The organism is Mycolicibacterium chengduense, assembly GCF_033741155.1.
Taxonomy (GTDB): Bacteria; Actinomycetota; Actinomycetes; order Mycobacteriales; family Mycobacteriaceae; genus Mycobacterium.
Genome location: NZ_JAWQNH010000007.1, coordinates 25,830 through 51,634 on the forward strand (window position 1 = coordinate 25,830; position 25,805 = coordinate 51,634).

At 67.6% G+C, this 25,805-nt stretch carries 24 protein-coding genes; 18 read left to right on the forward strand and 6 right to left on the reverse strand.

Annotation, left to right across the window (positions count from 1 at the left end; translation table 11 throughout):
• The first annotated feature begins 17 nt into the window (after positions 1–17).
• The 4 genes from SBI67_RS24525 to SBI67_RS24540 all read left to right on the forward strand — a co-directional run bounded on the left by SBI67_RS24525 (position 18) and on the right by SBI67_RS24540 (position 5,968).
• Entirely contained in the window at positions 18–782 is a 765-nt protein-coding gene (locus tag SBI67_RS24525; RefSeq protein WP_318983082.1) for an SDR family NAD(P)-dependent oxidoreductase, read from the forward strand.
• 295 nt (positions 783–1,077) lie between these two features.
• Entirely contained in the window at positions 1,078–2,907 is a 1,830-nt protein-coding gene (locus SBI67_RS24530; protein ID WP_318983083.1) for a fatty acyl-AMP ligase, read from the forward strand.
• A gap of 85 nt (positions 2,908–2,992) precedes the next feature.
• A complete protein-coding gene (locus SBI67_RS24535; RefSeq protein ID WP_318983084.1) occupies positions 2,993–4,726 on the forward strand; it encodes a DUF3556 domain-containing protein in 1,734 nt (577 codons plus the stop codon).
• A 15-nt stretch (positions 4,727–4,741) separates the two neighbouring features.
• Positions 4,742–5,968 (forward strand): amidohydrolase, encoded by a 1,227-nt coding sequence (locus SBI67_RS24540; protein WP_318983085.1) that lies wholly within the window; start codon positions 4,742–4,744, stop codon positions 5,966–5,968.
• Here the strand turns inward: SBI67_RS24540 and SBI67_RS24545 are convergent.
• The gene (locus SBI67_RS24545; RefSeq protein ID WP_318983327.1) at positions 5,965–6,762 is read right to left on the reverse strand and encodes a FadR/GntR family transcriptional regulator; all 798 of its coding nucleotides are present in this window, start codon (positions 6,760–6,762) and stop codon (positions 5,965–5,967) included. The genes SBI67_RS24540 and SBI67_RS24545 overlap by 4 nt on opposite strands.
• Before the next feature lie 160 nt (positions 6,763–6,922).
• On the opposite strand from SBI67_RS24545, the gene SBI67_RS24550 reads away from it, so the two are divergent.
• The 3 genes from SBI67_RS24550 to SBI67_RS24560 are packed head-to-tail and all read left to right on the forward strand — an operon-like array spanning position 6,923 to position 10,006.
• Positions 6,923–8,068 carry a thiolase family protein gene (locus SBI67_RS24550; RefSeq protein ID WP_318983086.1) on the forward strand — a complete coding sequence of 382 codons (1,146 nt, stop codon included), beginning with the start codon at positions 6,923–6,925 and terminating at the stop codon, positions 8,066–8,068.
• On the forward strand, positions 8,065–8,853 hold the full coding sequence (locus tag SBI67_RS24555) for a crotonase/enoyl-CoA hydratase family protein (protein WP_318983087.1): 789 nt from the start codon (positions 8,065–8,067) through the stop codon (positions 8,851–8,853). Before SBI67_RS24550 ends, SBI67_RS24555 begins: the two co-directional genes overlap by 4 nt.
• Before the next feature lie 10 nt (positions 8,854–8,863).
• Complete coding sequence (locus tag SBI67_RS24560; RefSeq protein ID WP_318983088.1) at positions 8,864–10,006, forward strand: acyl-CoA dehydrogenase family protein; 1,143 nt, start codon at positions 8,864–8,866, stop codon at positions 10,004–10,006.
• A 92-nt stretch (positions 10,007–10,098) separates the two neighbouring features.
• Here the strand turns inward: SBI67_RS24560 and SBI67_RS24565 are convergent, their stop codons facing one another.
• Positions 10,099–10,815, reverse strand: coding sequence for a fasciclin domain-containing protein (locus tag SBI67_RS24565; protein ID WP_318983089.1), 717 nt, complete (start codon positions 10,813–10,815; stop codon positions 10,099–10,101).
• 174 nt (positions 10,816–10,989) lie between these two features.
• Entirely contained in the window at positions 10,990–12,291 is a 1,302-nt protein-coding gene (locus tag SBI67_RS24570) for an MFS transporter (RefSeq protein ID WP_318983090.1), read from the reverse strand.
• Between the two features lie 39 nt (positions 12,292–12,330).
• Here SBI67_RS24570 and SBI67_RS24575 point away from each other — a divergent pair, with 39 nt between their 5' ends.
• From SBI67_RS24575 to SBI67_RS24595, 5 genes are all read left to right on the forward strand, one after another.
• Positions 12,331–13,299: a GlxA family transcriptional regulator gene (locus SBI67_RS24575; protein WP_318983091.1), complete on the forward strand. Its 969-nt coding sequence runs from the start codon at positions 12,331–12,333 to the stop codon at positions 13,297–13,299.
• A gap of 14 nt (positions 13,300–13,313) precedes the next feature.
• Complete coding sequence (locus SBI67_RS24580; protein ID WP_318983092.1) at positions 13,314–13,835, forward strand: gamma carbonic anhydrase family protein; 522 nt, start codon at positions 13,314–13,316, stop codon at positions 13,833–13,835.
• Positions 13,836–13,970: 135 nt separating this feature from the next.
• On the forward strand, positions 13,971–14,393 hold the full coding sequence (locus SBI67_RS24585) for a hypothetical protein (protein ID WP_318983093.1): 423 nt from the start codon (positions 13,971–13,973) through the stop codon (positions 14,391–14,393).
• 165 nt (positions 14,394–14,558) lie between these two features.
• Positions 14,559–15,692, forward strand: coding sequence for an NAD(P)H-binding protein (locus SBI67_RS24590; RefSeq protein ID WP_318983094.1), 1,134 nt, complete (start codon positions 14,559–14,561; stop codon positions 15,690–15,692).
• The gene (locus tag SBI67_RS24595; protein WP_318983095.1) at positions 15,689–16,363 is read left to right on the forward strand and encodes a CPBP family intramembrane glutamic endopeptidase; all 675 of its coding nucleotides are present in this window, start codon (positions 15,689–15,691) and stop codon (positions 16,361–16,363) included. Before SBI67_RS24590 ends, SBI67_RS24595 begins: the two co-directional genes overlap by 4 nt.
• On the opposite strand, the gene tet(V) is transcribed toward SBI67_RS24595, so the two are convergent.
• Positions 16,360–17,619, reverse strand: coding sequence for a tetracycline efflux MFS transporter Tet(V) (tet(V), locus tag SBI67_RS24600; RefSeq protein ID WP_318983096.1), 1,260 nt, complete (start codon positions 17,617–17,619; stop codon positions 16,360–16,362). The genes SBI67_RS24595 and tet(V) overlap by 4 nt on opposite strands.
• Positions 17,620–17,673: 54 nt before the next feature.
• Positions 17,674–18,468: an enoyl-CoA hydratase gene (locus SBI67_RS24605; RefSeq protein ID WP_318983097.1), complete on the reverse strand. Its 795-nt coding sequence runs from the start codon at positions 18,466–18,468 to the stop codon at positions 17,674–17,676.
• A 123-nt stretch (positions 18,469–18,591) separates the two neighbouring features.
• On the opposite strand from SBI67_RS24605, the gene SBI67_RS24610 reads away from it, so the two are divergent.
• From SBI67_RS24610 to SBI67_RS24620, 3 genes are read left to right on the forward strand one after another with little or no spacing between them, the layout of a single operon-like run.
• The gene (locus tag SBI67_RS24610; protein WP_318983098.1) at positions 18,592–19,686 is read left to right on the forward strand and encodes a CaiB/BaiF CoA transferase family protein; all 1,095 of its coding nucleotides are present in this window, start codon (positions 18,592–18,594) and stop codon (positions 19,684–19,686) included.
• Between the two features lie 39 nt (positions 19,687–19,725).
• Positions 19,726–20,481, forward strand: a complete 756-nt coding sequence (locus SBI67_RS24615; protein WP_318983099.1) for a 3-hydroxyacyl-CoA dehydrogenase — start codon at positions 19,726–19,728, stop codon at positions 20,479–20,481.
• A 5-nt stretch (positions 20,482–20,486) separates the two neighbouring features.
• Positions 20,487–21,512: an NAD(P)H-dependent flavin oxidoreductase gene (locus tag SBI67_RS24620; protein WP_318983100.1), complete on the forward strand. Its 1,026-nt coding sequence runs from the start codon at positions 20,487–20,489 to the stop codon at positions 21,510–21,512.
• Positions 21,513–21,658: 146 nt separating this feature from the next.
• Here SBI67_RS24620 and SBI67_RS24625 read toward each other — a convergent pair whose 3' ends face one another.
• A complete protein-coding gene (locus SBI67_RS24625; protein WP_090363461.1) occupies positions 21,659–21,781 on the reverse strand; it encodes a hypothetical protein in 123 nt (40 codons plus the stop codon).
• 413 nt (positions 21,782–22,194) lie between these two features.
• Between SBI67_RS24625 and SBI67_RS24630 the strand changes: the two genes are divergently transcribed.
• Genes SBI67_RS24630 through SBI67_RS24640 form a run of 3 tightly spaced genes read left to right on the forward strand, consistent with a single transcriptional unit; the run spans position 22,195 to position 25,800 of the window.
• Positions 22,195–24,504: an MMPL family transporter gene (locus tag SBI67_RS24630; RefSeq protein ID WP_318983101.1), complete on the forward strand. Its 2,310-nt coding sequence runs from the start codon at positions 22,195–22,197 to the stop codon at positions 24,502–24,504.
• Positions 24,497–25,171, forward strand: coding sequence for a TetR/AcrR family transcriptional regulator (locus SBI67_RS24635; RefSeq protein WP_318983102.1), 675 nt, complete (start codon positions 24,497–24,499; stop codon positions 25,169–25,171). The genes SBI67_RS24630 and SBI67_RS24635 overlap by 8 nt, the downstream gene beginning before the upstream one ends.
• Positions 25,168–25,800 (forward strand): class I SAM-dependent methyltransferase, encoded by a 633-nt coding sequence (locus tag SBI67_RS24640; RefSeq protein ID WP_318983103.1) that lies wholly within the window; start codon positions 25,168–25,170, stop codon positions 25,798–25,800. Before SBI67_RS24635 ends, SBI67_RS24640 begins: the two co-directional genes overlap by 4 nt.
• The last annotated feature ends 5 nt before the right edge of the window (positions 25,801–25,805 follow it).

Here is a 25,805-nt window from a genome sequence, read left to right on the forward strand (position 1 = left end):
TCCGTACTTGTGGACTCATGAGTCCAAACACTACGCGGCTTGCGGGCCGTACTGCACTGGTCACGGGGTCCACCGGCGGCTTGGGTATCGCCATCGCCAAGGCGCTGGCGGGCGAGGGGGCCCTCGTGATCGTCAGCGGTCGCGACCCGGGCCGAGGCGATGCCGTCGTCACCGACATCCGGGCCGCCGGCGGGCGCGCCGAATTCGTCGCGGCCGACCTTGGCGCGGGTGGCGAACGGGTGCGTGCCCTGGCCGACGGCGCGCTGAAGGCCGCGGGCGGCCGGATCGACATCCTGGTCAACAACGCCGCAGTGTGGTCGCTGCCGGCGCCCACCGCCGAGATCACCGAAGAGGCGCTGCTGGAGTCCTACCGCACCAATGTCGTCGCACCGTTCCTGTTGACCGGGGCGCTGGTGCCGGCGATGGCGCAGCGCCGCGAGGGAGCGGTGGTGAACATCGGCTCGATCAACGGCCTGATCGGCGGCGACAAGTCGGCGCTCTACAGCTCCACCAAGGCCGCCGTGCACTCGCTGACCAAATCCTGGGCCGCCGAATACGGGCCGCTGGGGGTGCGGGTCAACGCCGTGGCGCCCGGACCGATCGGCACCGACCGGGTGTTGGCGATCGCCGACCACATCGGCCCCGCGCTGGCGCGGATTCCGTCGCGCCGGATGAGCACTCCCGAGGAGGTGGCCGCCGCGGTGGTCTTCCTGGCCGGTTCCGAGGCGGCCAATATCCACGGCGCGGTGCTCAGCGTCGACGGAGGGTGGGCGGCGGTGTAACAGATGGCCCGGATTCCGCCACGATGCCGCCGTCGCGGTCGCCGGCCTGTTCGGCGGGGCCGTCAGCTGGCACTTTTCTTCCCTCCGCCCACCAAAGTCACAGGTATCTGCGCGCCGAACCTGAGACGTTAGTTACGGTGTGCAGGGGGTACAGAGTGCACATGCCGGAAATCGCTGGTCGTGATCGACGCTCGACGGGAAATCCGATTCGGGCGGTGTTGCAACCCGTGATTCCTGGCAAGTCTCTCTAGACTCCCGTGGTATTGGCGGAACTGGGTGCGAAGAGCGAGCTGACGTGGCGCTGAAGCTGGAGGACTACCTCGGCGAGAGCGGCCGAATCGAGCTGCCGACGGATACGACGATATGTACGTATCTGGACCGCAACTTCGAGGCTGCCTCGCCAGCCGTCGCTTATCGGTATCTGGAGTTCGGTCCAGACCAGAGCGTCAGGCGGATCGACTTGTCGTGGCAGCAGATGAAGCTGCGCGTGTGCGCGGTGGCCGCGCGACTACAGCAGGTCACCCAACCCGGTGACCGGGTGGCCATCCTCGCGCCGCAGGGCGTCGACTATGTGGTCGCCTTCTTCGCCGCGATCAAGGCCGGCTGCATCGCCGTCCCGCTGTTCGCGCCGGAAATGGCGGGGCAGGCCGAGCGGCTGGACAACGTCGTCACCGATGCCCAGCCGACCGTCGTGCTCACGACCACCGACAGCGCCGAGCGGGTGCGCGAAACCCTGCGTCGCCGCGCCATCGCGAACCGGCCCCGCATGCTCGCCGTCGACGCCGTCCCCGAGACGCTGGCGACCGAGTTCCGCCCCATGCCGATCGGCATGGACGACATCGCCTACCTGCAGTACACGTCCGGGTCCACCCGCAAGCCGGCAGGCGTGGAGATCACGCACCGGTCGGTGTGCACCAACGTCCTGCAGATGGTCATGGCCGTCGGGCTGGACTGGGATATCCGCAGCGTCAGCTGGCTGCCGTTGTTCCATGACATGGGGCTGCTCATGATCATGTTCCCGGCGTTGTGTGGTGGGCACATCACGCTGATGTCGCCGTCGGCGTTCATCCGGCGGCCCTACCGATGGATCAAGGAACTCGGCTCGGGAACCGAGCCGGGCCGGGTGTTCGCCGCGGCACCGAACTTCGCCTTCGACCTCGCCGCGACGCGTGGGCTGCCACCCGCCGGTGACGAGCTCGACCTCAGCAATGTCGCCGGTCTGATCAATGGTTCCGAACCGGTCAGCGCCGAGTCGATCAGCCGGTTCCACGAGGCGTTCGCGCCGTATGGGCTGGCTCCCACGGCGGTCAAACCGTCCTACGGACTGGCCGAGGCGACGCTGTTCGTCTCGACGACTGACCCGGCTGATGCGCCGCGGGTGATCTACCTCGACCGCCACCAGCTCGGAGCCGGCCATGCGGTGCAGGTCGACCCCTCCGATCCCGCGGCCAGCACCCATGTGGCGTGCGGTCATGTGGCGCCGAGCCAATGGGCGGTCATCGTCGACGCCGCCAGCGGTGCCGAGTTGCCCGATGGTCAGGTCGGCGAGATCTGGCTGCACGGCGACAACGTCGGTACCGGCTACTGGGGCAGGCCGGTCGAAACCGAGGCGACGTTCCGCAACAAGCTGCAATCCAAGGTGCCCGAAGGCAGCCACGCCGAGGACACCGACACCGACGCCCTCTGGCTGCGAACCGGTGACCTGGGCGTCTACGTCGACGGGGAGCTGTTCATCACCGGGCGCGTCAAGGACGTGCTCATCGTGGACGGGCGTAACCACTATCCCCAGGACATCGAACACACCGTGGCGCAGGCGACCCCCGCCGTCCGGTCCGGCTTCGTGGTCGCCATCGCGGTGCCCGGACCCTCCGACCGGGAAGAGTTGGTGATCGTGGCCGAACGGGCCGCCGGCTTCGGCCGCGTCGATCCCGACTCGGTCATCACCGCCATCCGGGCCGCTGTCTCACGCGGACACGGATTGGCGGTCGCCGACATCCGGCTTGTCAGTGCGGGTGCCGTCCCGCGCACCACCAGTGGCAAGTTGGCTCGGCAGGCGTCGCGCTCGGAATACCTGGCCGGGGCATTCGGCGGGCGCCCCGCCGAACAGGCTTCGGCAACGCCCTGAGCGCCGCCCCGCTGGCAGGGACATCGTAGGACGTGTTTCGGGGAAGTCTGTCCGTCGAACTGGAACACGTTCTAATCTGACGTGCATGGGCTTTCTGAAGCAGGAAACTCCGCAGATCGATTTCGAGCAGTGGAGTAAGGGCACCCGCTCGGAGCGGATCATCCCGATGGCCCGGCATTGGGCCGAGGTCGGCTTCGGCACCCCGGTGGCGCTGCATCTGTTCTACGTCGTGAAGATCCTGGCCTACATCCTGGGCGGCTGGCTGGTGGTCTGGACGACGTCCGGGCTGGGAGGGGCGGCCGGGTTCTTCGATGTGTCGCTCTGGTACGCCGAGCCCATTGTGTATCAGAAGGTCGTTTTCTACACGATGCTCTTCGAGGTGGTCGGTCTGGGCTGCGGGTTCGGCCCGCTGAACAACCGGTTCTCTCCGCCGATGGGGTCCATCCTGTACTGGTTGCGGCCCAAGACCATTCGGCTGCCACCGTGGCCGGGTCGCATCCCGCTGACCGCCGGTGACACCCGGACGCCTGTCGATGTCGCGCTGTACGGAGCGCTGCTCGTGGTGTTGGTGGTCGCGATATTCTCCGATGGCACCGGACCCATCCCCGAACTCGGCTCTGCGGTGGGGGTTTTGCCGGTGTGGCAGACCGCGACCATCGTCGGCCTGCTGGCCGTGGCCGGGTTGCGCGACAAGGTGATCTTCCTGGCCGCGCGGGGCGAGGTGTACGGGTCGCTGGCGGTGTGCTTCCTGTTCGTCGGCGCCGATATCGTCATCGCGGCCAAGCTGGTCTGCCTGGTCATCTGGCTGGGTGCGGCGACGTCCAAACTCAACAAGCACTTCCCATTCGTCATCTCGACGATGATGAGCAACAACCCGGTGGTTCGGCCACGCTGGATCAAACGCCGGTTCTTCGAGCGCTTTCCCGATGATCTGCGGCCCGGCCCGTCGTCCCGCTTCCTGGCCCACTTCTCCACCGCTGTCGAGGGATTGGTGCCGCTGGTGCTGTTCTTCTCCCACGGCGGCTGGCCGACCTACATCGCGGCGTTCGTCATGCTGTGCTTCCACTTCGGCATCCTGAGTTCGATCCCCATGGGCGTGCCGCTGGAGTGGAACGTCTTCATGATGTTCTCCGTACTGACACTGTTCGTCGGCCAGGCCGGCATAGGTCTCGGCGACCTCCGAAGTCCCTGGCCGATAGTGCTTTTCGTGGTCGTCGCAGGAACGGTCGCGGTGGGCAACATGTCTCCGCGCAAGGTGTCCTTCCTGCCGGGGATGCGGTATTACGCCGGAAACTGGGACACCTCGTTGTGGTGCATCAAACCGTCGGCCGACGAGAAGATCGCCAAGGGCGTCGTCGCGATCGCGAGCATGCCGGCCGCGCAGCTGGAACGCTTCTACGGCAGTAAGGAGGCCGCCCAGATCCCGCTCTACATGGGATACGCGTTTCGCTCCTTCAACACTCACGGCCGAGCCCTGTTCACCCTGGCGCAGCGCGCGATGGCCGGCCACAACGAGGACGACTACACCCTGACCGACGGTGAGCGCATCGTGTCCACCGCCATCGGCTGGAACTTCGGCGACGGCCACATGAGTAACGAGCAGTTGGTGGCCGCCCTGCAGGCGCGCTGCCACTTCGAACCCGGTGAGGTCCGCATCGTCATGCTCGATGCCCAACCGATCCACCGCCAGACCCAGCAGTACCGTCTCGTCGACGCCGCCACCGGGCAGTTCGAGTCGGGATACGTCAAGGTCGCCGACATGGTGGTCCGCCAGCCCTGGGAGCACGACGTGCCGGTGTACGGGGTCACCCAGGCGTAGAGAAGACTGTCGGATATGGCGATCGATGCCGGGGCCCTGGCCGACCTGTACCGCACACTGCACAGCGACCCCGAACTGTCGAGGCAGGAGCACGCCACCGCGGAGCGGGTGATCGCCGCGCTGGACGGCAGCGGAGCCGAGATCACCGCGGGCGTCGGCGGTACCGGCGTGGTCGCGCTGCTGCGCAACGGGGATGGCCCGGTGGTCATGCTGCGCGCCGATATGGACGCACTCCCGGTCCGGGAGAACACCGGATTGCCCTATGCCAGCACCAAAACCGTGACCGACGCCGCCGGGGGACAGGTACCGGTGGCGCATGCCTGCGGGCACGATATGCACACCGCCGCCCTGGTCGGCGCGGTGCATGCGCTGGCGGCCGGCCGCGACCAGTGGTGTGGCACCGTCCTGGCGGTATTTCAGCCGGCCGAGGAACTGGCCAGTGGTGCCCAGGCGATGCTGGACGACGGGTTGTTCGACCGGTTTCCTCGACCGGTGGTCGTCATCGGCCAGCACGTCGGTCCGCTGCCGGCCGGCGTGCTCGGCTTCGGCACCGGCCCGATCATGGCCGGCACCGATTCGGTGGAGGTGACGCTGCACGGCCGGGGCGGACACGGATCGTCACCGGAGCACACCATCGACCCGGTGGTGATGGCCGCGGCGGTGGTGCTGCGCTTGCAGGGCATCGTGGCGCGCGAGGTGCCGGCGCACGAGCAGGCGGTGGTCACGGTCGGCCGGCTGCAGGCCGGCACCAAGGAGAACATCATCCCCGACACCGCCGAGCTGGGGATCAATCTGCGCACCTACTCCGAGCACGTACGGGACGCGGTGAAGGCGGCGGTGCAGCGGATCGTGCGTGCCGAGGCGGCCGCATCGAACGCTCCGCGCGAACCGGATTTCGACTGGACGGTGACGGCGCCGGTACTGATCAGCGAGCCGGCCGCGACCGAGAAAACCGTCGCTGCCTTACGCGCGCATTTCGGTGCGGACAAGGTGTGGCCGCTGCCGCCGCTGTCGGCCAGCGAGGACGTCGGGGTGTTCGGCAACGCCATCGGGGTGCCGACGGTGTTCTGGTTCTGGGGCGGGGTGGACGCGCAGACCTTCACCGACGCCTTCGCGAAAGGTGAACTGCCGCCGACGAATCACGCGCCGGAATTCGCACCGGTGGTGGAGCCGACGCTGACCACGGGGGTCGAGGCGCTGACCGTCGCCGCGCGGACCTGGCTGGGTGGGTCGCCCCGCTAGCCCATCACATCGCGGACCTTGACGGTCTCCATACCTTTCAGCAACAGGTCGCGGGCGGTGTCCAGGTGCTTGCGCCAATGCGCCTCGGCGCCCTCACCGTCGCCCGAACGCATCAACGTCATCAACCGCTTGTACGACCGCATCAACAGGTCGTAGTCCGACTTGGACATCGGGCGGTTCTCCTTCATCGCGAAGGCGGTGTGCCGCACCGTGATCTCGTGCAGCATGCCCGCGATGATGGTCAGCGTCGCGTTACCGGACAGCTCCACCATCCGGCGGTGGAAATCGCCGGTGGTCTCGGCCATCCGGCCGGCCTCCCGCCCGGACGGGACGTACTCGGTGAGCATCGTCTCCAGTTCGTCGAACGCCGCGGTGTTACCCGACTCGGTCAGCAGTCGCACCGCCATCGGCTCGATCCCCGAGCGCGCGGTCATCACGTCGGCGATGGTCGCGCCGGACAGTTCCAGCAGCAGTCCGGCCGGGCGGGCGACGATCTCGGGGCCCGGCACCCGCACCCGAGCGCCGGTGCGTGAACCGCGTCGTACCTCGACCAGCCGCTCGGACTCCAGCACGCGGACCGCTTCGCGCAGGGTGGGGCGACTCACCCCGAAGTGGGCCATCAACTCAGCCTCGTTGGGCAGGAAATCACCCTCTTTGAGCTGGCCGTCGACCACCATCCGGCGTAGCGTGCCAGCGACGAGTTCGGCGGTCTTCGGGCTCCGGATGGGGGCGCCGGTCGTCGATGACATGGCGTTCGGGCCGATCATCGGCGATAACGGGGTGGACGGTGCCACCATGCCTCCTGTGCATCTTGTGGCCAGCTAGTGAACTCAGTAAACCATGTCGAAGGACGTCTGCGCGCTACCTGAGGTCTACCAACCAGTAGGTTGACCTAGTAAACCTTCTGTTCTAGGTTGCATTTTAGGTCCCCCGGATACTTCGAAGGAGAAGTTCATGGCAGAAGCGGTCATCGTCGAGGCAGTTCGCTCGCCAGTCGGCAAGCGCAACGGCGCCCTGTCGGGTGTGCATCCCTCCGAACTGTCCGCCCAGGTTCTCAACGGCCTGGTGCAGCGCGCCGGTATCGACCCGGCGCTGGTCGACGACGTCATCTGGGGCTGCGTCATGCAGGCCGGGGAGCAGGCGCTCGATATCGCCCGCACCGCCGTGCTGACCGCCGGCTGGCCGGAGTCCGTACCCGGCGTGACCGTCGACCGGCAGTGTGGATCCAGCCAGCAGTCGCTGCACTTCGCCGTCGCAGGGGTCATCGCCGGGCATTACGACGTCGTCGTCGCCGGTGGTGTCGAGTCGATGTCGCGCACCCCGATGGGCTCCTCGTTGGCCAACGGTGGGCACCCCTACCCCGAGGCCTTCCGGGCCCGTTACGAGCAGACCCCCAATCAGGGTGTCGGTGCTGAGATGGTCGCCGAGCAGTGGGGTTTCGCCCGCACCCAGCTCGACGAGTTCGCTCTGCGTTCGCATGAGAAGGCAGCCGCGGCACAGGATTCCGGTGCGTTCAAGGATCAGATTGTCGGCATCAAGGATGCCGAGGGCAACGTGGTCTTGGAGGACGGTGGCATCCGCCGCGGTGGCACGATCGAGTCGATGGCCGCCATCAAGCCCGCCTTCAAGGAGGACGGTGTCATCCACGCCGGCAACTCCAGCCAAATCTCCGACGGCTCGGCCGCGCTGCTGATCACCTCCGCGGAGAAGGCAAAAGAGCTGGGCCTCAAGCCCCTTGCCAAGGTGCACACCGCGGTGCTGGCCGGTGCCGACCCGGTCATCATGCTGACCGCGCCCATCCCGGCCACCCAGAAGGCGCTGGCCAAATCGGGTCTGAGCGTCGACCAGATCGGCGCTTTCGAGGTCAACGAGGCCTTTGCCCCGGTGCCGATGGCCTGGCTGAAGGATATCGGGGCCGACGAGGACAAGCTCAACCCCAACGGTGGTGCCATCGCGCTGGGACACCCGCTCGGCGGATCGGGCGCGCGGATTCTCACCACGCTGCTGTACCACATGCGGGACAACAACATTCAGTACGGCTTGCAGACCATGTGTGAAGGTGGCGGTCAGGCCAACGCGACCATCCTGGAACTGCTGTGACCGAGCCGGGCGCGCTGGTCGAGCGCAAGGGCAACATCTCGATCATTACCATCAACCGGCCGGACGCCCGCAATGCGGTCAACGCGGCGGTGTCCACCGGCGTCGGCGACGCGCTACAGGCGGCGCAGGAAGATCCGGATATCCGGGCGGTCATCCTCACCGGTGCCGGCGACAAATCCTTCTGTGCGGGAGCAGATCTCAAGGCCATCTCGCGCGGCGAGAATCTGTTCCACCCCGACCATCCGGAGTGGGGCTTTGCCGGATACGTGCGGCATTTCATCGACAAGCCGACCATCGCGGCCGTCAACGGCACTGCCCTCGGTGGCGGCACCGAGCTGGCCCTGGCCAGTGATCTGGTGGTTGCCGAGGAGCGCGCCAAATTCGGTCTGCCCGAGGTGAAGCGCGGTCTGATCGCCGGTGCGGGCGGGGTGTTCCGCATCGTGCAGCAACTCCCGCAGAAGCTGGCCCTGGAGCTGGTGTTCACCGGCGAGCCGCTGTCCTCGGCCGACGCGCTCAAGTGGGGTCTGATCAACAAGGTCGTGCCCGACGGCACCGTCGTCGACGCGGCGCTGGAACTGGCCGAACGTATCGCGGTCAACGCACCGCTGGCCGTACGCGCCAGCAAGCGGGTGTCCTATGGGGCCATCGACGGCATCGTCGGTGCCGACGAGCCGTTCTGGAAGCAGACCTTCGGCGAATTCGCCACCCTGCTCAAGACCGAGGACGCCATGGAGGGACCGCTGGCCTTCGCGCAGAAGCGCGAGCCCGTCTGGAAAGCCAAGTAGGGAAATAGCAATGAAGAGACTGGTTTTCGAAACCGAGCACGAGCAACTCCGGGAAACCGCCAAGCAGTTCTTGGAGAAGGAGTGTCTGCCCAATGTGGAGAAGTGGGAGGCCAATCGTCTGGTCGACCGCGAGGCCTATGTGGCCGCAGGCAATTACGGCCTGATCGGGTTCAACATGCCCGAGGAGTACGGCGGCGGGGGAGTCGACGATTTCCGCTTCAACGCGGTGATCGTCGAGGAATTCGCCAAGTTCGGACTGGCCTGCCCAGGTGTGAGCCTGCAGAACGACATCGTCGGCCCGTACTTCAAGAACCTGGCCACCAAGGAGCAGCTGGACCGCTGGGTGCCCGGCTTCGCCAGCGGTGAGTTGATCGGCGCCATCGCCATGAGCGAGCCCGGCGCCGGAAGCGATCTGGCCGGTATCCGCACCACCGCGGTGCGCGACGGTGACGACTGGATCATCAACGGCTCCAAGACCTTCATCTCGGCCGGTATCAATTCCGACTTGGTGGTCGTGGTGGCCCGCACCGATCCCGAAGCCGGCCACAAGGGCTTCTCGCTGCTGGTCGTCGAGCGTGACATGGAGGGCTTCAGCCGCGGTCGCAAGCTGGACAAGATGGGCCAGCACGCCGCCGATACCGCGGAGCTGAACTTCGAGGACGTTCGCGTCCCCGCGGCCAACCTGCTCGGCAAAGAGGGTAGGGGCTTCTACCACCTGATGGAGAACCTGCCTTCGGAGCGGCTGTCGATCGCCATCGCCGGTGTCGCCGGGGCGCGTGCCACCTTCACCGAGACATTGCAGTACGTCAAGGACCGCAAGGCATTCGGGCAACCGATCGGCAGCTTCCAGAACAGCCGCTTCGTGATGGCCGAGCTGGAAACCGAACTCGACATCGCCGAACAGTACGTCGACCGCTGCCTGCGGGCCGTCGTCGACAAGGAGCTGACCGCCGTCGAGGCCGCCAAGGCCAAGTGGTGGTGCACCGAACTGGGCAAGAAGGTCGTCGACGCCTGCCTGCAGCTGCACGGCGGCTACGGTTACATGAACGAATACCGGGTCGCCAAGGACTATGTCGACGTCCGGATCCAGACGATCTACGGTGGCACCACCGAGATCATGAAAGAGATCATCGGCCGAGACTTGGGTCTATAGCCGGCACCGCCGGCGCGGTCTATAAGCACCGAAACTGAAACCAGGGACGGAATCCGTAGAGGATCCGTCCCTGGCTTCAGTTTCGCGTTGTGTCAGGCGGCCGGCGCGGGAGCCGTCGTGGTCGCCGTCGTCGTCGTCGAGGTGGTGGCGGGCGCCGAGGTCGTCTCGGTCGACGTGACCGCGCTCGGGGTCAAGCCTTCGGGCGCGGTGGCCGGGTCGAGCACCGTGTCGATGATGTAGATCCGCATGTTCTCGGACTTGATGCCGCCGCAGGTCACCTTGGCATCGTTGACGGTGATATCGCCGCCCTTGCCCTTCACCACGACGGGCTTGCCCTGCTGGGTGTACATGGTCCCGTGGATATCGTCGGGCCCCAGGATGCCGAGCACCATGTGGTAGTAGACCAGCGCGGTCAGCTTGGCCGGATCGGCCTTGATCGCGTCCAGCGTCGCCGGATCGAGCTTGGCGAAGGCGTCATTGCTGGGCGCGAACACCACGTAGGGGCCGTTGTCCAGCACGCTGGCCACGTTCACCGCGGGGTTGAGCTGACCCGAGACGGCCTGGCTGAAGGTGGAGATCTCCGGGATGGCGGCCAGCGCGGCCGACGACGTCTCGTTGACGAGGCTGTTCAGCGAGCCCGGACCCGATGCCACGGACTTGATCCCGGCGTCGCAGCCGGGGCCCTGCGGCGTGGGGACGGGTGCGGTGATGGTCGGGGTGGGGTCGGCGTGCGCCGTGACCGCCACCGAAAGAGCGACCGCCGCCGATGCGACGACGCTGCCGATGAGTTTGCCGGTGCGAGCTTGCACGTGAATTCCTCCATCTCGTGCCTGGGTCCAGTTACTGACGCTGGGCGGCGCGGATGGGCGGGGACGTGATGCGCACGAAGCGCACCATCAGCTAACGGTCCATCCGAGCCTCGGCGTCCCCGCGGCGCCGCTTGCATGCTATGCGTACCGGCTGGACGAACAAAATGGTGGCTCTCAGGACGCGGTTCGCCGCACCGCGCCGCAAAGTCCGGCGGCGATGACGCACAACCCGGCGGCCAGATAAAACGCCAGGTCGTAGTTGCCCTGCAGATCCCGGATCCAACCGGCACCGGCCGCGGCGACGGCGGCACCCAACTGGTGCGAGGCGAACACCCAGCCGAACACCACCGGGGTCCGGGCGCCGAAATAGTCCCGGCACAGCACGATCGTCGGCGGCACGGTGGCCACCCAGTCCAATCCGTAGAAGATGATGAACACCCAGGTGCTCGGCTCGGCCTGCGGTGACAACAGCGACGGCAGTAGCAGCAGCGACAGACCACGGCCGGTGTAATAGACCACCAGCAGCAGACGCGGATCCACCCGGTCGGTGAGCCACCCGGAGAACACGGTGCCCAGCACGTCCAGCACGCCGATGGTGGCCAGCAGGCCCGCGGCCACCGTCGTGGGCATGCCGTGGTCGTTGGCCGCCGGGATGAAGTGCGTGCCGATCAGGCCGTTGGTGGTCATCCCGCAGATCGCGAAGCTGGCGGCCAACAACCAGAACGCCCGGGATCGCAGCCCGATCCGCAGGCCGTCGAAGGCCGCGGTGAAGGTGCCGGTGGGCAGCGCCTCGGGTGTGTGCGCCCCGGCAAAGGGGTCGGCGCCGTAGGCCGTCAACCCGATGTCCTGGGGATAGTTACGCATGAACAGCACCACCAGGGGTACCACCGCGACGGCCGCCGCGGCCACGATCAGCGATGCCCACCGCCATCCGTGATGCGTGGTCACCGTGGCCACCACGGGCAGGAAGATGAGCTGCCCGGTAGCGCTGGCCGCTGTCAGCACGCCGGTGGCCAGGCCGCGGCGGGCCTCGAACCAACGGGTCGCGACGGTCGCCACGAACCCCATCGAGATGGCGCCGGTGCCCAGCCCGACCAGCACGCCCCACAGCAGCACCAGCTGCCAGCTGGCGGTCATCAGCACACTGAGCGCCGACCCGGCCGCGATCAGGGTGAGGGCGCCGGCGAGCACCGGGCGCACCCCGAAACGGTCCATCAGCGCCGCGGCGAACGGGGCCGTCAGACCGTAGAGCGTCATGTTGACCGCCATCGCCGCGCCGACGGTGCCGTGACTCCAGCCGAACTCGTGGTGCAGCGGATTCATCATCACGCCCGGCACCGACCGGAAGGCCGCCGCGCCGAGGACGGCGACGAAGCTGACCGCGGCGACCACCCAGGCCCAGTGCAGGCGCGTACGCGTACCGAGAAGTGTCACCGGCTCACTGTCGCGGAAAGACGGCGCAGCGCCTAGTGGCATAAACGACACGATTCGTCAAAAACATGCCAGACTGGCCGGATGCACCGTGTCGCCGTCTTGCTGCTGCCGCCGGTGGTCGGGTTCGACGCCACCATCGCGCCGACCCTGTTCGGGGCGGCCACCGGACCCGACGGCACGCCGTTGTACGACGTCACGACGTGCGCCGCCGAACCCGGCCCGGTCGCGTCGACCAACGGTTTCGCGATGCTGCCCAGCGCCGGACCCGAGGCCCTGGACACCGCCGACACCGTGGTCATCCCCGGCACCCGCTACCCGCCGGCGCGCACCGGCGCCGTCCTCGACGACGCGGTGACCGCCGCATTCGCCCGGATCCGACCGGGAACGCGGCTGGTGTCGATCTGCACCGGTGCGTTCGTGCTGGCCGCGCTGGGCCGGCTCGACGGCCGCACCGCGACCACACACTGGAAGTTCGCCGACACCCTGCGGCAGCTGTACCCGGCGGTGCGGGTGGACGAGAACGTGTTGTTCGTCGACGACGGGGACGTGCTCACCTCGGCGGGGTTGGCTGCCGGAATCGACCTGTGCCTGCACATCATTCGTAGTGATCACGGTGCGCAGGCGGCGAATGCCGTCGCGAGGTACTGCGTGGTGCCGCCGTGGCGGGAGGGCGGTCAGGCCCAGTTCATCGACCGGCACCTGCCGGTGGTCGACGATGCCTCGACCGCGCGCACCCGGGCGTGGGCGATGGCGCATCTGGATGCCGAGCTGACCGTGCAGGCGCTGGCCGAGCACGCCCATATGAGCCTGCGGACGTTCAACCGCCGCTTCCGGGAGGAGACGGGCGAGGCGCCGGGCAATTGGATACGCCAGCGGCGCATCGACCGGGCGAGGGAACTGCTGGAATCCCGGGACCTTCCGGTCGACGAGGTCGCGCGGCTGTCCGGGCTGGGCACCGGTGGCAACCTGCGGCACCACCTGCGCCGTGGGATGGGCATGTCCCCGTCGAGTTATCGCAAGGTGTACCAGGGCTCGGCACCAGGCGCCTGATTACGATGACGGCCATGCCTGAGCCGTTGATCATCCCCATCCGGGGGCGCGCCCCGCAGCTGCACGCCCAATCGTGGGTTGCGCCCAACGCCACGTTGATCGGTCCGGTGACCCTGGCTGCGCAGGTGAGTATTTGGTACAACGCCACGTTGCGCGCCGAGTTCGAGCCCATCGAGATCGGGGAGGGCAGCAACATCCAGGACGGGGTCACCGTGCACGTGGATCCGGGCTTCCCCGCTCGTGTCGGCACCGGCGTCACGGTCGGGCACAACGCCGTCCTGCACGGGTGCACCATCGAGGACGACGTGCTGGTCGGTATGGGCGCCATCGTGCTCAACGGTGCCGTCGTCGGAGCGGGCACCCTGGTGGCCGCGGGTGCGGTGGTGCCCCAGGGGGCGGTGATCCCGCCGCGCTCGCTGGTCGCCGGGGTGCCCGGCAAGGTGCGCCGCAACCTCACCGACGACGAGGTTGCCGCCAACCAGTTCAACGCGCAGGCCTACCGCGGACTTATGGAGCTGCACCGCCGCCCCGACTGAGCCGACGGTCAACGGCGGCAACGGTTGTCGCACGCACCTGCCACCGCGGGGTTTGAGGACGGGCCCAGTGGGCAATCCAAAACCAGCAGGCGCGTCAATAACCCGTGCGCGCACCCGTCGATCGGAGGAACCGTCATGAGCACCACCAGCTGGATCGTCCTCGCCGTCGTCGCCGTCCTGGTGCTGGCGTTGGTCGCCTACCTGGTCCGCACCGCCAGCCACCGCCGCCGCGCCGTCAAGGCCGACCGCATCCGCGACGAGGTCCAGGAAGAACGTCAACGGCTGGATCGACGCGCGGCCGCGGCCGCAGAAACCGAGGCGAAAGCCCGTGCCGCGCAGGCCGAGGCGGACGCGAAGGCCGCCGAAGCGGCGCGTCTTCAGGATCGGGCGGCAAGTCATCGTGACGAGGTCGACTCCACCCGCGAGCGCCTGGAGGCCCGGCGCGAGCATGCCGACAAGATCGACCCGAGGATCAAGCGCTCCGGCGGCTCCGGCGACGACGAGCCCGATCGCGTCGTCGTCGACGATCCGCGGGCCGCGCGCCACCACGCCCGCTGACCGGCGCCGTCCGGTGTGACGAGTGCCTCCATCGGTGTAGGGCGTCCCCGAACAGGGTATGGCCCACCCCATGCAGTGATAGGACTAGCCGTGCAGCGATACGGCTAGCGGTGTCATGGGAGGTACGGTGCGGATGTGGGCGTCGAGCTCTGATACGAGTCGCGCATGACCGAACGCATCCTGGTCACCGGTGCCACCGGGTATATCGGATCGCGGCTCGTCGCCAAACTGCTCGCCGCCGGGCACCAGGTGGTGGTCAGTAGCCGCCGGCCGGACCGCCTCAGCACCTTCGGCTGGTACGGCGAAGTGGCCACGGTGGCACTCGACACCCACGAAGCGGACTCCGTCGCAACCCTTTTCGAGCGGTGCGGTCCGGTCGACACGATCTACTACCTGATCCACGGCATCGGTGAACCGGGCTTTCGCGCGGCCGACAACGCGGCCGCCCGCCGCGTCGCCGACGCGGCCGCCCACGCCGGGGTCCGCCGCATCGTCTACCTCGGTGGCTTCGTGCCCGATGCCGGCAACCTCTCCGAGCACCTGGCCGGCCGGGCGGAGGTGGCCGAGGCCTTGACTGTCGCCGGTGGCGCGGAGGTGGTCTGGCTCGGGGCCGGGGTGATCATCGGTGCCGGGTCGACCTCGTTCGAGATGCTGCGTTACGTGGGCGATCGGTTCCCGCTGTTGCCCAGCCCACCGTGGCTGGACAACCCGATCGACCCGATCTCCATCCGGGATGTACTGCATTACCTGTCGGCCGCGGCGGACCCTGCGCGGGTGCCCGCCGGCGCCTACGACATCCGCGGTCCGCAGACCCTTCGGTACCGGGATCTGCTGGCGGCGTACGGCCGGTTGAGCGGCACCCGGCAGTGGCGGGTGCCCGCACCCGGAATCCCGACGGCGCTGGCGTCGCGGGTCTCCGCGCTGGCACTGCCGGTGCCCGGCGGTCTCGCCGCGGATCTCACTGCCTCCTTGGCTCATCCGATGACGGCGGCCGGACCCGGCTTACGCGACCTGGTGCCCGATCCGGTCGGCGGGCTGCTCACCGTGGACGATGCCATCCGCCGATCGATCGCCACCCGCACCCGGCGGCCCGTCGACCGACTCACCGATCCGCACCACCTGGCCGACACCGATCCACCGTGGGCTGGCGGGGATATGTCCCGTATCCGCGAGTTGACCCCGTCGATCGCCCGCCCGGCATTGGCGCTGTTGCCGCTGCTGCCAGGGCCGGCCACCGCCGCGCTGCGCACGGGCATCGATGTGTTGGCCGACCTGGTTGCGGCGGAGCATTCCCGATGATCCCACCACCCTGGCGCACGGTGGCACCGGTGGCCGAAGAATCGCCACAGGTGGTGCGCCGCCGTCGCATCACCGTCATCGTGGTGCTGGTGATCGGGGCTGCGCTGCAGTCGTATTCGCTGAGCCGGCATCCGGGGGACAATTCCTTCTACGTGCTGACTCTCGCCATGGCCGCGGTCTGGACGGTGGGTGCGCTGTCATCGGGGCCGCTGCACCTCGGCCGCCTTCAGGGAAGTGAGCGCCGCCCGGCCCTGCTCGGCATCGGTGTCGGGCTGGGACTTGGGGCGGTGTTCCTGGTGGGCGGCCTGATCGCGCGGCTGATCCCGCCGGTGCGCGACTATGTCACCGCCGTACTGGAATTCGCCAACCACGGCGCCCTGCTGCTGGTCGTGTTCATCACCGTCGTCAACGGGTTGGCCGAGGAACTGTTCTTCCGCGGCGCGCTGTACAGCGCGCTGCGTGGCCGGCGCCCGGTGTTGGTCTCCACGGCGATCTATTTCGTGGCCGTGATGGCGGCGGGCAATCCGATGCTGGGGTTCGCCGCCATCCTGCTGGGGGCGACATGTGCGCTGCAACGCCGGATGACCGGAGGCGTGCTCGCATCGATGCTGACCCATTTCTGCTGGGGCCTGGTGATGGTGCTGGCCTTGCCGCCGATCTTCGGGGTCTAACCGCGCAGCGGGTTGGCCATCTCGTCGCGCGGCATCTTGGCCATGGTCCAGGCCACCAGGCCGATCAGCACCGGTACCACGCCGGAGACCATGAAGATGGCCTCCATCGACACCACCTTCGACAGCGGACCGACGATCGCGAATGAGACCGGCATGAAGGCCAGCGACACAAAGAAATCCAGGCTCGACACCCGGCCGAGCATCGCCGTCGGGACCCGGCGCTGCAGCAGCGTGCCCCAGATGACCATGCCGGCCCCGTCGGTGACCCCGACGACGAACGACGCCAGCGCCATCCAGCCGAACGACCACGTGGTGCCGATGACCACCAACGGCAGCGACCCCAGCCCCCACATCGCCATCATCACCGTCAAGTAGCGCCGTGGCAGCCGGCGGGAGGACACCGCCAGCGCGCCGACTGCGCTGCCGACGCCGAAGAAGGCCAGGATGAACCCGTATGTCCGGGCACCCTCGGTGAAGCGCTGCTGCGCGATGAAGGGCAGCAGCACCTCGATCGGGCCGAGCACCAGCAGCACGAAGATGCTGGCGAACAGCAGGGTGGCCAGCAGCCAGGGCGTACGGACCACGAAGGTGAAACCGTCGTGCAGATCCCGCAGCACATGCGGCCGATCACCATCGGGTGCCGCGGCGGCCGGCGAGCGGGTGGCCACCAGCAGCGCCAGGCCGACCGCGAACAGCACGGCGACCACGACGGCACCGACCGAGGGCATGGTCGCGCCGACCACGATGCCGGCGACCGCGGGCCCGACCGCGCGCTGGAACACCGGCCGCACCACACCCTCGACACCGTTGGCGGCCAGCAACTGCTCGGGCGGCAGAATGCGCGGCAGGATCGCACTGTAGGCGGGAAAGAAGAAGGCCGCCGCGATGCCGAGCGTGCCCGCCGTCACGGCCAGGTGCCAGATCTGAAGCAGCCCAAGCGAACCCAGTACCGCCACCACGGTGACCGCGACGACGTTGACTGTCTCGACGGCGATGATGATGCTGCGCTGATTGAGTCGATCGGCGGTGATCCCGCCGACCAGCACGAAACCCACCAGACCGGCGCCCAGGCAGGTTGCCACCAGTGACAGCGACGTCGGATTGTTGTCGAGTTCGATGACCTGCAGGGCCATCACCACGGCCCACATGCCCTCGGCGAAGATCGACAACGACACCGCGGTGATCAGCAGGCGGTACTCGCGGTGTCGAAACGGTGCGAGTACCCGCCAGCCCGAGCGCTCGAGTTGTGTACTCACACGGTCGATGGTGACCGATCGAGTACCGGTGAATCCACTGGTTTTTCGGTGCGGCTAACTGTCGGTGAAGTTGGCTTGACGGCGCTGCTGGAAGGCCGCGGTGCCCTCTCGGAAATCGGCCGAGCGCAACAGCAGGAGCTGGCCCGCACGTTCCCGCTCCAGGGCCGCCTCCAGTTCGGTCAGGGTGGCGGCGTTGATTGCCTGCTTGGTCTTTCCCAGCGCCACGGCCGGCCCCGTCGACAGGGTGGTGAGCACCGCGGCGACCTCGTCGTCGAGTGCATCGGCGGCGTGTACCGAGGTCACCAGACCCCAGTCGTAGGCTTCGGCCGCGGTGATCCGCTCGGCCAGCAGGGCCATCCGTTGGGCCCGGATGCGCCCGATCGCCGCGGCGATCAAGGCCGAGGCGCCACCGTCGGGCATCAATCCGATCTTGGTGAAGGCGAGCATGAAAAACGCGTTCTCCGAAGCCAAGACGATGTCCGCGGACAACGCCAGCGAGACGCCGACCCCGGCGGCCGGGCCCTGCACCACCGCGACGACGGGTTTGGGCAGCGCGACGATGGACCGCACCGCCCGGTTGGCGGCATCGAGTACGGCATCGGGACCACCGGTGCCCTGACCCGCGGTGTCCTCTTCACTGATCCCGGCACCCGAGCTGAAGCCGCGGCCGGCGCCGGCCAGCTTGACCACCCGCACCGCGGGATCTGCGGCGGCTTGGTCTACCGCGTCGGCGATCCCGTCGAGCATCGCCTGGGACAACGAATTCAGGCTCTCGGGCCGGTTCAACGTCAGCGACAACACGCCATCGGAAAGCTCGACGAGCAGAGATTCGATGCTGTGATACGTCATGGACACACCCTCTGGGTAGGCCGGGTGACCCCCGGCTGGTACGACCTGGTTATACAAGTAAGCTATGTCGGCGGTCAACTACTCGGAACTCGACAAGACACTCAACGACGAAGGACGGTCGGTATGACGGGACCACTGCACGGATTGCGCGTTGTCGAATTGGCCGGTATCGGGCCCGGCCCGCACGCGGCGATGATTCTCGGTGACCTGGGCGCCGAGGTGGTGCGGGTGGACCGGCCGTCGGCGGCCAACGGCCCGGCCAAGGACGCGATGCTGCGCAACCGGCGCTCGGTGACCGCCGACCTCAAATCCGAACAGGGCCGCGAATTCGTGCTCAACCTGGTCAGCAAGGCCGATGTGCTGATCGAGGGTTTCCGCCCCGGGGTCACCGAACGGCTGGGACTCGGGCCGGACGATTGCGCCAAGGTCAACGAGAAACTGGTCTACGCCCGGATGACCGGTTGGGGGCAGACCGGTCCCCGCGCCCAGCAGGCCGGCCACGACATCAACTACATCTCACTCAACGGGGTCCTGCACGCGATCGGCCGTAAGGGGGAGCGGCCGGTGCCGCCGCTGAATCTGGCCGGCGACTTCGGTGGTGGCTCGATGTTCCTGGTGCTCGGCATTCTGGCGGCGCTGTGGGAACGGCAGACCTCGGGCAAGGGCCAGGTGGTCGACGCCGCCATGGTCGACGGTTCCAGTGTCCTGATCCAGATGATGTGGGCGTTCCGGGCACAGGGGTTGTGGAGCGACGAGCGGGGTACCAACATGCTCGACACCGGCGCTCCGTACTACGACACCTACGAGACCGCCGATGGCAAGTACGTCGCCGTCGGGGCGATCGAGCCGCAGTTCTATGCCGAACTGCTCGACAAGGTGGGTCTGGACCCCGCGTCGCTGCCCGGGCAGAACGACATCGCGCGCTGGCCCGAACTGCGGGACCGCTTCACCGAGGTGTTCAAGACCAAGACCCGTGACGAGTGGGGACAGATCTTCGCGGGTTCGGATGCCTGTGCCACCCCGGTACTGGCGTTCGGTGAAGTGCTCACCGAACCGCATGTCGCCGAACGGGACACCTTCTACGAGACCGGCGCCGGGCTGCAGCCGATGCCCGCGCCGCGTTTCTCGCGCAGTCGTGCGGGGCAACCCACGCCGCCGCCGGTGATCGGCGCGGACAACGACACCATCCTCGACGAGTGGGCCGACGAGCGAGCCTAGGAACCGGGTAACGACCCCGACAGGAAGGAAACACACCAAGTGGAAATCAAGGATTCCGTAGCGGTTGTCACCGGTGGGGCTTCGGGCCTCGGCCTGGCAACCACCAAGCGGCTGCTGGACGCCGGCGCGTCGGTGGTGGTCATCGATCTCAAGGGCGAGGACGTGGTGGCCGGGCTCGGCGAGCGGGCCAAGTTCGTCGCCGCCAACGTCACCGACGAGGCGGCCGTGTCGCAGGCGCTGGACATCGCCGAGTCGATGGGTCCGGTGCGGATCAACGTCAACTGCGCCGGGATCGGCAATGCCATCAAAACCCTTGGTAAGGAAGGCCCGTTCCCGCTGGACGGTTTCCGCAAGGTGGTCGAGGTCAACCTGATCGGCACCTTCAACGTGCTGCGGCTGGCCGCCGAGCGGATCGCCAAGACGGAGCCGCTCAAGGGTGAAGAACGCGGTGTCATCATCAACACCGCCTCTGTCGCGGCATTCGACGGCCAGATCGGCCAGGCCGCCTACTCGGCGTCGAAGGGCGGCGTCGTCGGCATGACCCTGCCGATCGCCCGCGACCTGTCGCGCAGCCTGATCCGGGTCTGCACCATTGCCCCCGGCCTGTTCAAGACCCCGCTGCTGGGTTCGCTGCCCGAAGAGGCGCAGCGCTCACTCGGCCAGCAGGTGCCGCACCCGGCCCGCCTCGGTGACCCGGACGAGTACGGCGCGCTGGCCGCGCACATCGTGGAGAACCCGATGCTCAACGGTGAGGTGATCCGCCTGGACGGCGCGATCCGGATGGCGCCGAGGTAGCGCAGATGAGCTTGAAGACCAAGTTCACCGAGGCGTTCGGTGTCGAGCACCCCATCGCCCAGGGCGGTATGCAGTGGGTGGGCCGCGCGGAACTCGTTGCCGCCGTGGCCAATGCGGGCGGGCTGGGGTTCATCACCGCACTCACCCAACCGACCCCGGCTGATCTGGCCAACGAGATCGCCAAGACCCGCGACCTGACCGACAAGCCGTTCGGGGTGAACCTGACCATCCTGCCGGCGATCAACCCACCCCCGTATGACGAGTACCGCCAGGTGATCGTCGACGCCGGGGTCAAGATCGTCGAGACGGCCGGCTCCAACCCGGCCCCGCACCTGCCGATGTTCCACGACAACGGCATCAAGGTGCTGCACAAGTGCACCTCGGTGCGGCACGCGGTCAAGGCGCAGACCCTGGGTGTGGACGGCATCAGCATCGACGGGTTCGAGTGCGCCGGCCATCCCGGTGAGGACGACGTGCCCGGCCTGGTGCTGATCCCCGCCGCGGCCAAGGAGATCGAGATCCCGATGATCGCGTCGGGCGGTTTCGGGGACGCCCGCGGTCTGGTGGCGGCCTTGGCGCTGGGTGCCGACGGCGTGAACATGGGCACCCGGTTCATGTGCACGGTGGAGTCCTGCATCCACCAGAACGTCAAGGAGGCCATCGTGGCCACCGACGAGCGCGGCACGGAGCTGATCTTCCGCAGCCTGCACAACACTGCTCGTGTCGCGAGCAACGCGGTGTCACGCGAGGTGGTGCAGATCCTCGCCGGCGGCGGTCAGTTCGAGGATGTCAAGGATCTGGTGGCCGGGGTGCGTGGCCGCAAGGTCTTCGACGACGGTGACATCGACGCCGGCATCTGGACCGCGGGCACGGTGATGGGCCTGATCCACGACATCCCGACAGTGGCGGACCTGATCAGCCGCATCGTCGGCGAGGCCGAGGACATCATCACCGGTCGGCTGGCCGACATGGTGGTCCTCGACAGCGAACAGGCCGACGAAGAGGCCGAGGAAGAGAAGGCGTCGGCGTAGCGCTGCCCGCTGACTACCGCGCGGCCGGACAACGACGTCCGGTCGCGCGGTTCTCTTATCGCATGACTTTCGTACCGCATGAAAACGCCAAGACGCCGCCGAGGCATGGCTCAGCGGCGTCGTGGCGCTAGGAGGGACTGCGGCGGTCAGACCGCTGCAGCGAGGTCGGGGAACTGCTCGGAGGTGTCACCCTCGACGAGGACGTCCCCGTGGTACAGGGCGTCAAAGTCGACTTTGATGACATCGGCACTGGTGTCGTCGATCCACATGCCATTGAGCGTATGGGTCACGCTTAAGGAATCTTTGAGTCACGATTCTGAAAACCGTGGCAATTCTTACCGCCGGGTAGGTTCACGATGTTTGCGGGCATCTCTGCTGATCTTGTTACTCGGCGGTCAGTAGGGGCTTGAGCTGCCGTTATCGAGTCGGCTGGGCCGTCTGCCGGGTCCGTCCGGTGTGTGCCGGAGCATCCGGGCGAATCTTGTCCGGCAGCAAACGTTACTTCCGGGTTCTACTGCCGAGTAGGGCACTGGGTTACCAGAGTGGGCTCTGAGACTGATGAGGTTCACCCGCCGAGCTGGTGAACCCCTCGCGCATCCCGCTCGTGACCAGAAGAGCGATTGACGCACCAGACTTACCGTTGTTAACTTAACGGCGATATATAGACGGAGGGGAATCCGCAATGCTGAACCGAATCGCGCTCCTCGCGATCGCCGCTCCACGGCGCGTGCTGGTGTTGTCCGCCCTGGTCATGATCGCCGCCGCGATCTTCGGCATTCCGGTCGCCAAGAGCCTGTCCGCCGGCGGGTTCCAGGACCCGACGTCGGAGTCGGCGCGCGCCACGCAACTGCTCACCGACAAGTTCCACCAGGGCGACATGCAGCTGATCATCACGGTCAGCTCACCCGACGGCGTCACCAGCCCGGGTGCGACGGCGGTCGGCAAGGAGATCGTCGGTGCGCTCAGCCGCTCGCCGCACGTGGCGCAGGTGACCTCGCCGTGGAACGCGCCTCTTAATTCCGGGGCGAGCGGAGCGACGGGGGGTGACCCAGCAAGCGCGGACCTTGTAAGTAGGGACAAGACCGCGGGCCTCATCGTCGCCGGCATCACCGGTGGGGAGAACAACGCCCAGAAGTACGCCAAGGAGCTGTCCGACTCGCTGATGCACACCGCCGACGGTCAGCCCGGCGTGACGATCAAGACCGGCGGCACCGCGATGGTGTACGCCCAGATCAACGCGCAGACCGAACGCGACCTGCTGCTCATGGAATCCATCGCGATTCCGCTGAGCTTCCTGGTGCTGGTGTGGGTGTTCGGTGGGCTGGTAGCCGCCGCGCTACCGATGCTCGTCGGTGGGATGGCGATCGTGGGCACCATGTCGGTGCTGCGGCTGATCACCTTCTCCACCGACGTGTCGATCTTCGCGCTGAACCTGTCCACCGCGATGGGCCTGGCCCTGGCCATCGACTACACGCTGCTGATCATCAGTCGCTACCGCGACGAGCTTGCCGAGGGGCAGCCGCGCGACCGTGCGCTGATCCGCACGATGGCGACGGCCGGTCGCACGGTGCTGTTCTCGGCGACGACGGTCGCGCTGTCGATGGCAGCCATGCTGCTGTTCCCCATGTACTTCCTGAAGTCGTTCGCCTACGCCGGTGTCGCAACGGTGGGCTTCGCGGCGTTGGCGGCCATCGTCGTTGCGCCGGCCGCGATCTGGCTGCTCGGCGAGCGGCTGGACGCCCTGAACATTCGCCGGCTGTTCCGGCGCGCACCGGCGCCGGTCGCCAAACCGGTCGAGCAGTTGTTCTGGTACCGCTGGACGGGCGTGGTGATGCGCCGCGCCGTTCCCGTCGGGCTTGCCGTCGTCGCGTTGCTGCTGCTGTTGGGCGCACCGTTCCTCGGCGTCAAGTGGGGCTTCCCCGACGATCGGGTGTTGCCGCCTTCCGCGTCGGCGCATCAGGTCGGTGACGAACTGCGCAACGACTTCACCGACAACTCGGCCACCGCGGTGACCGCCGTCATCCCCGATGCCGACGGAATCACCGCGGCCGAACTCGACCGCTACGCAACAGAACTGTCCCGAGTGGCCGATGTCTCGATGGTCGGCAGCCCGACCGGAACGTTCGTCGACGGACGCAAGGTCGGTGCCGCCGGGCAGGCCGGCGTCGCCGAGGGCAGCGCCTTCCTCACCGTCGGCAGCACGGCGCCGCTGTTTTCCGATGCTTCCGAACGTCAGCTCGACGCGCTGCACGCCGTCACTGGGCCGGACGGTCGCACCGTGGAACTCGCCGGTATCGCGCAGATCAACCGCGACAGCGTCACCGCCATCACCACCCGGTTGCCATGGGTGTTGGGCGTCATCGCGGTGATCACCTTCGGACTGCTGTTCCTGCTCACCGGTAGCGTCGTGCTGCCCCTGAAAGCCCTTGTACTCAACGTCCTTTCGCTGACGGCGGCGTTCGGTGCGCTGGTCTGGATCTTCCAGGACGGCCATCTGTCCGCGCTGGGGACAACTCCGACCGGGACCCTGGTGGCCAATATGCCGGTGCTGCTGTTCTGCATCGCCTTCGGGCTGTCGATGGACTACGAGGTGTTCCTGGCCGCCCGGATCAGGGAGTACTGGCTGGCGCTGGACGGCCCGGCGCGCCAGCGCAATGACAAGGCCGTGGCGCTCGGGCTGGCCCGTACCGGCAAGGTCATCACCGCCGCAGCGCTGGTCATGTCGATCACCTTCGCCGCCCTGATCGCCGCACAGGTGTCGTTCATGCGAATGTTCGGGATCGGGCTGACGCTGGCCGTGCTGGTCGACGCGACACTGGTGCGGATGGTGCTGGTGCCGGCGTTCATGCACGTCGCGGGCCGGTGGAACTGGTGGGCGCCCAAGCCGCTGGTCTGGTTGCACGAGCGGATCGGGATCAGCGAATCGGGTCCGGAGTCGGAGCGCCGCGAGCCCGTGGCAGCGGGTGTGACGGACACTGGTCCGCGTGGTTGAAGCACTCAAACGCCGTCGCGCCGCGCGCGGTTCGGGTGACCAGTTGCGCGAGGAGATCCTGGACGCGACCACCGAACTGCTGCTGGAAACCGGGCATGCCAAATTGGTGTCGATCCGGGCGGTAGCCCAGCGGGTCGGGGTCACCCCGCCCTCGATCTACCTGCATTTCGCCGATAAGGACGCGCTCCTGGACGCGGTCTGCGCCCGGTACTTCGAGAAGCTCGACGAGGAGATGCAGCGCGTCGCGGTCGGGCGGAGTTCCACCATCGAGGTGCTGCGGGCCCAGGGATTGGCCTATGTGCGCTTCGCCCGTCAGACCCCGGAGCTCTACCGCATCGCGACCATGAGTGAGGGCAATCCGGGCAGCGATGTCGACGTGACGCTGGCCAGTTCGGCTTTTCAGCACATGCGCGCATCGATCGAGGCGCTGATGGCCGAAGGCATTTATCCGCAAGGGGATTCGACGGCGGCGGCGCTCGAGCTGTGGGCCGCCGTGCACGGTGTCGCAGCACTGCTCATCGCCAAGCCCTATCTGCCGTGGGGTGATGTGGAGGCGTTCACCGATCGGGTGTTGAGTGCGGTGTGCTGCGGGCGGATTGTGTACGGAATCGTCGGGCCGGATGCGACCCCGGCGGAGACCATCGCGAAACTACAGGAGTTGAGATGAGCAGCCTCGAGAACCCGTTCTTCGCGCGGATATGGACGGTGATGTCCGGACGGGAGCCCGAATCACTGCGCCGGCTGCGGGAGGAGAACCTCGCCGGGTTGACCGGCCGGGTGCTCGAGGTCGGTGCCGGTACCGGCACCAACTTCGCCCATTACCCCGCCGGGGTCACCGAGGTGGTGGCCATCGAACCGGAACCGCGGCTGGCCGCTATCGCGGCCCGCGCGGCCCAGTCGGCTCCGGTGCCGGTGACCGTCAGCAAAGACACCGTCGAGGACTATGCCGCGGACGAACCGTTCGACGCCGTGGTGTGCGCACTGGTGCTGTGCTCGGTCGATGAGCCGGATGCCGTTCTCCGACAGCTCCTTTCGATGCTCAAGCCGGGTGGACAGTTGCGGTATCTGGAACACGTCGCGAGTACCGGTCCGCGGGCCGCGCTGCAACGGGTAGCCGACGCGACGGTGTGGCCGAGGCTGCTGGGAAACTGCCACACCCACCGCGACACCGAAACCTCGATCACCGATGCGGGATTTGCCGTCTCGCGCTCGCGGCGGCAATGGGCATTACCGGCGTGGGTTCCGCTGCCGGTTACCGAGTTCGCGGTCGGACAGGCGATGCGGCCACGAGCGTGAGCTGG

What these genes read in the sequence shown, in the direction of transcription:
- SBI67_RS24525 (WP_318983082.1), top strand. Translation starts at nt 18, where the DNA reads ATGAGTCCAAACACTACGCGGCTTGCGGGCCGTACTGCACTGGTCACG.
- SBI67_RS24535 (WP_318983084.1), top strand. Translation starts at nt 2,993, where the DNA reads ATGGGCTTTCTGAAGCAGGAAACTCCGCAGATCGATTTCGAGCAGTGG.
- SBI67_RS24540 (WP_318983085.1), top strand. Translation starts at nt 4,742, where the DNA reads ATGGCGATCGATGCCGGGGCCCTGGCCGACCTGTACCGCACACTGCAC.
- SBI67_RS24550 (WP_318983086.1), top strand. Translation starts at nt 6,923, where the DNA reads ATGGCAGAAGCGGTCATCGTCGAGGCAGTTCGCTCGCCAGTCGGCAAG.
- SBI67_RS24560 (WP_318983088.1), top strand. Translation starts at nt 8,864, where the DNA reads ATGAAGAGACTGGTTTTCGAAACCGAGCACGAGCAACTCCGGGAAACC.
- SBI67_RS24570 (WP_318983090.1), bottom strand. Translation starts at nt 12,291, where the DNA reads ATGCCACTAGGCGCTGCGCCGTCTTTCCGCGACAGTGAGCCGGTGACA.
- SBI67_RS24575 (WP_318983091.1), top strand. Translation starts at nt 12,331, where the DNA reads ATGCACCGTGTCGCCGTCTTGCTGCTGCCGCCGGTGGTCGGGTTCGAC.
- SBI67_RS24580 (WP_318983092.1), top strand. Translation starts at nt 13,314, where the DNA reads ATGCCTGAGCCGTTGATCATCCCCATCCGGGGGCGCGCCCCGCAGCTG.
- SBI67_RS24585 (WP_318983093.1), top strand. Translation starts at nt 13,971, where the DNA reads ATGAGCACCACCAGCTGGATCGTCCTCGCCGTCGTCGCCGTCCTGGTG.
- SBI67_RS24590 (WP_318983094.1), top strand. Translation starts at nt 14,559, where the DNA reads ATGACCGAACGCATCCTGGTCACCGGTGCCACCGGGTATATCGGATCG.
- SBI67_RS24595 (WP_318983095.1), top strand. Translation starts at nt 15,689, where the DNA reads ATGATCCCACCACCCTGGCGCACGGTGGCACCGGTGGCCGAAGAATCG.
- SBI67_RS24605 (WP_318983097.1), bottom strand. Translation starts at nt 18,468, where the DNA reads ATGACGTATCACAGCATCGAATCTCTGCTCGTCGAGCTTTCCGATGGC.
- SBI67_RS24610 (WP_318983098.1), top strand. Translation starts at nt 18,592, where the DNA reads ATGACGGGACCACTGCACGGATTGCGCGTTGTCGAATTGGCCGGTATC.
- SBI67_RS24620 (WP_318983100.1), top strand. Translation starts at nt 20,487, where the DNA reads ATGAGCTTGAAGACCAAGTTCACCGAGGCGTTCGGTGTCGAGCACCCC.
- SBI67_RS24625 (WP_090363461.1), bottom strand. Translation starts at nt 21,781, where the DNA reads ATGTGGATCGACGACACCAGTGCCGATGTCATCAAAGTCGACTTTGAC.
- SBI67_RS24630 (WP_318983101.1), top strand. Translation starts at nt 22,195, where the DNA reads ATGCTGAACCGAATCGCGCTCCTCGCGATCGCCGCTCCACGGCGCGTG.
- SBI67_RS24640 (WP_318983103.1), top strand. Translation starts at nt 25,168, where the DNA reads ATGAGCAGCCTCGAGAACCCGTTCTTCGCGCGGATATGGACGGTGATG.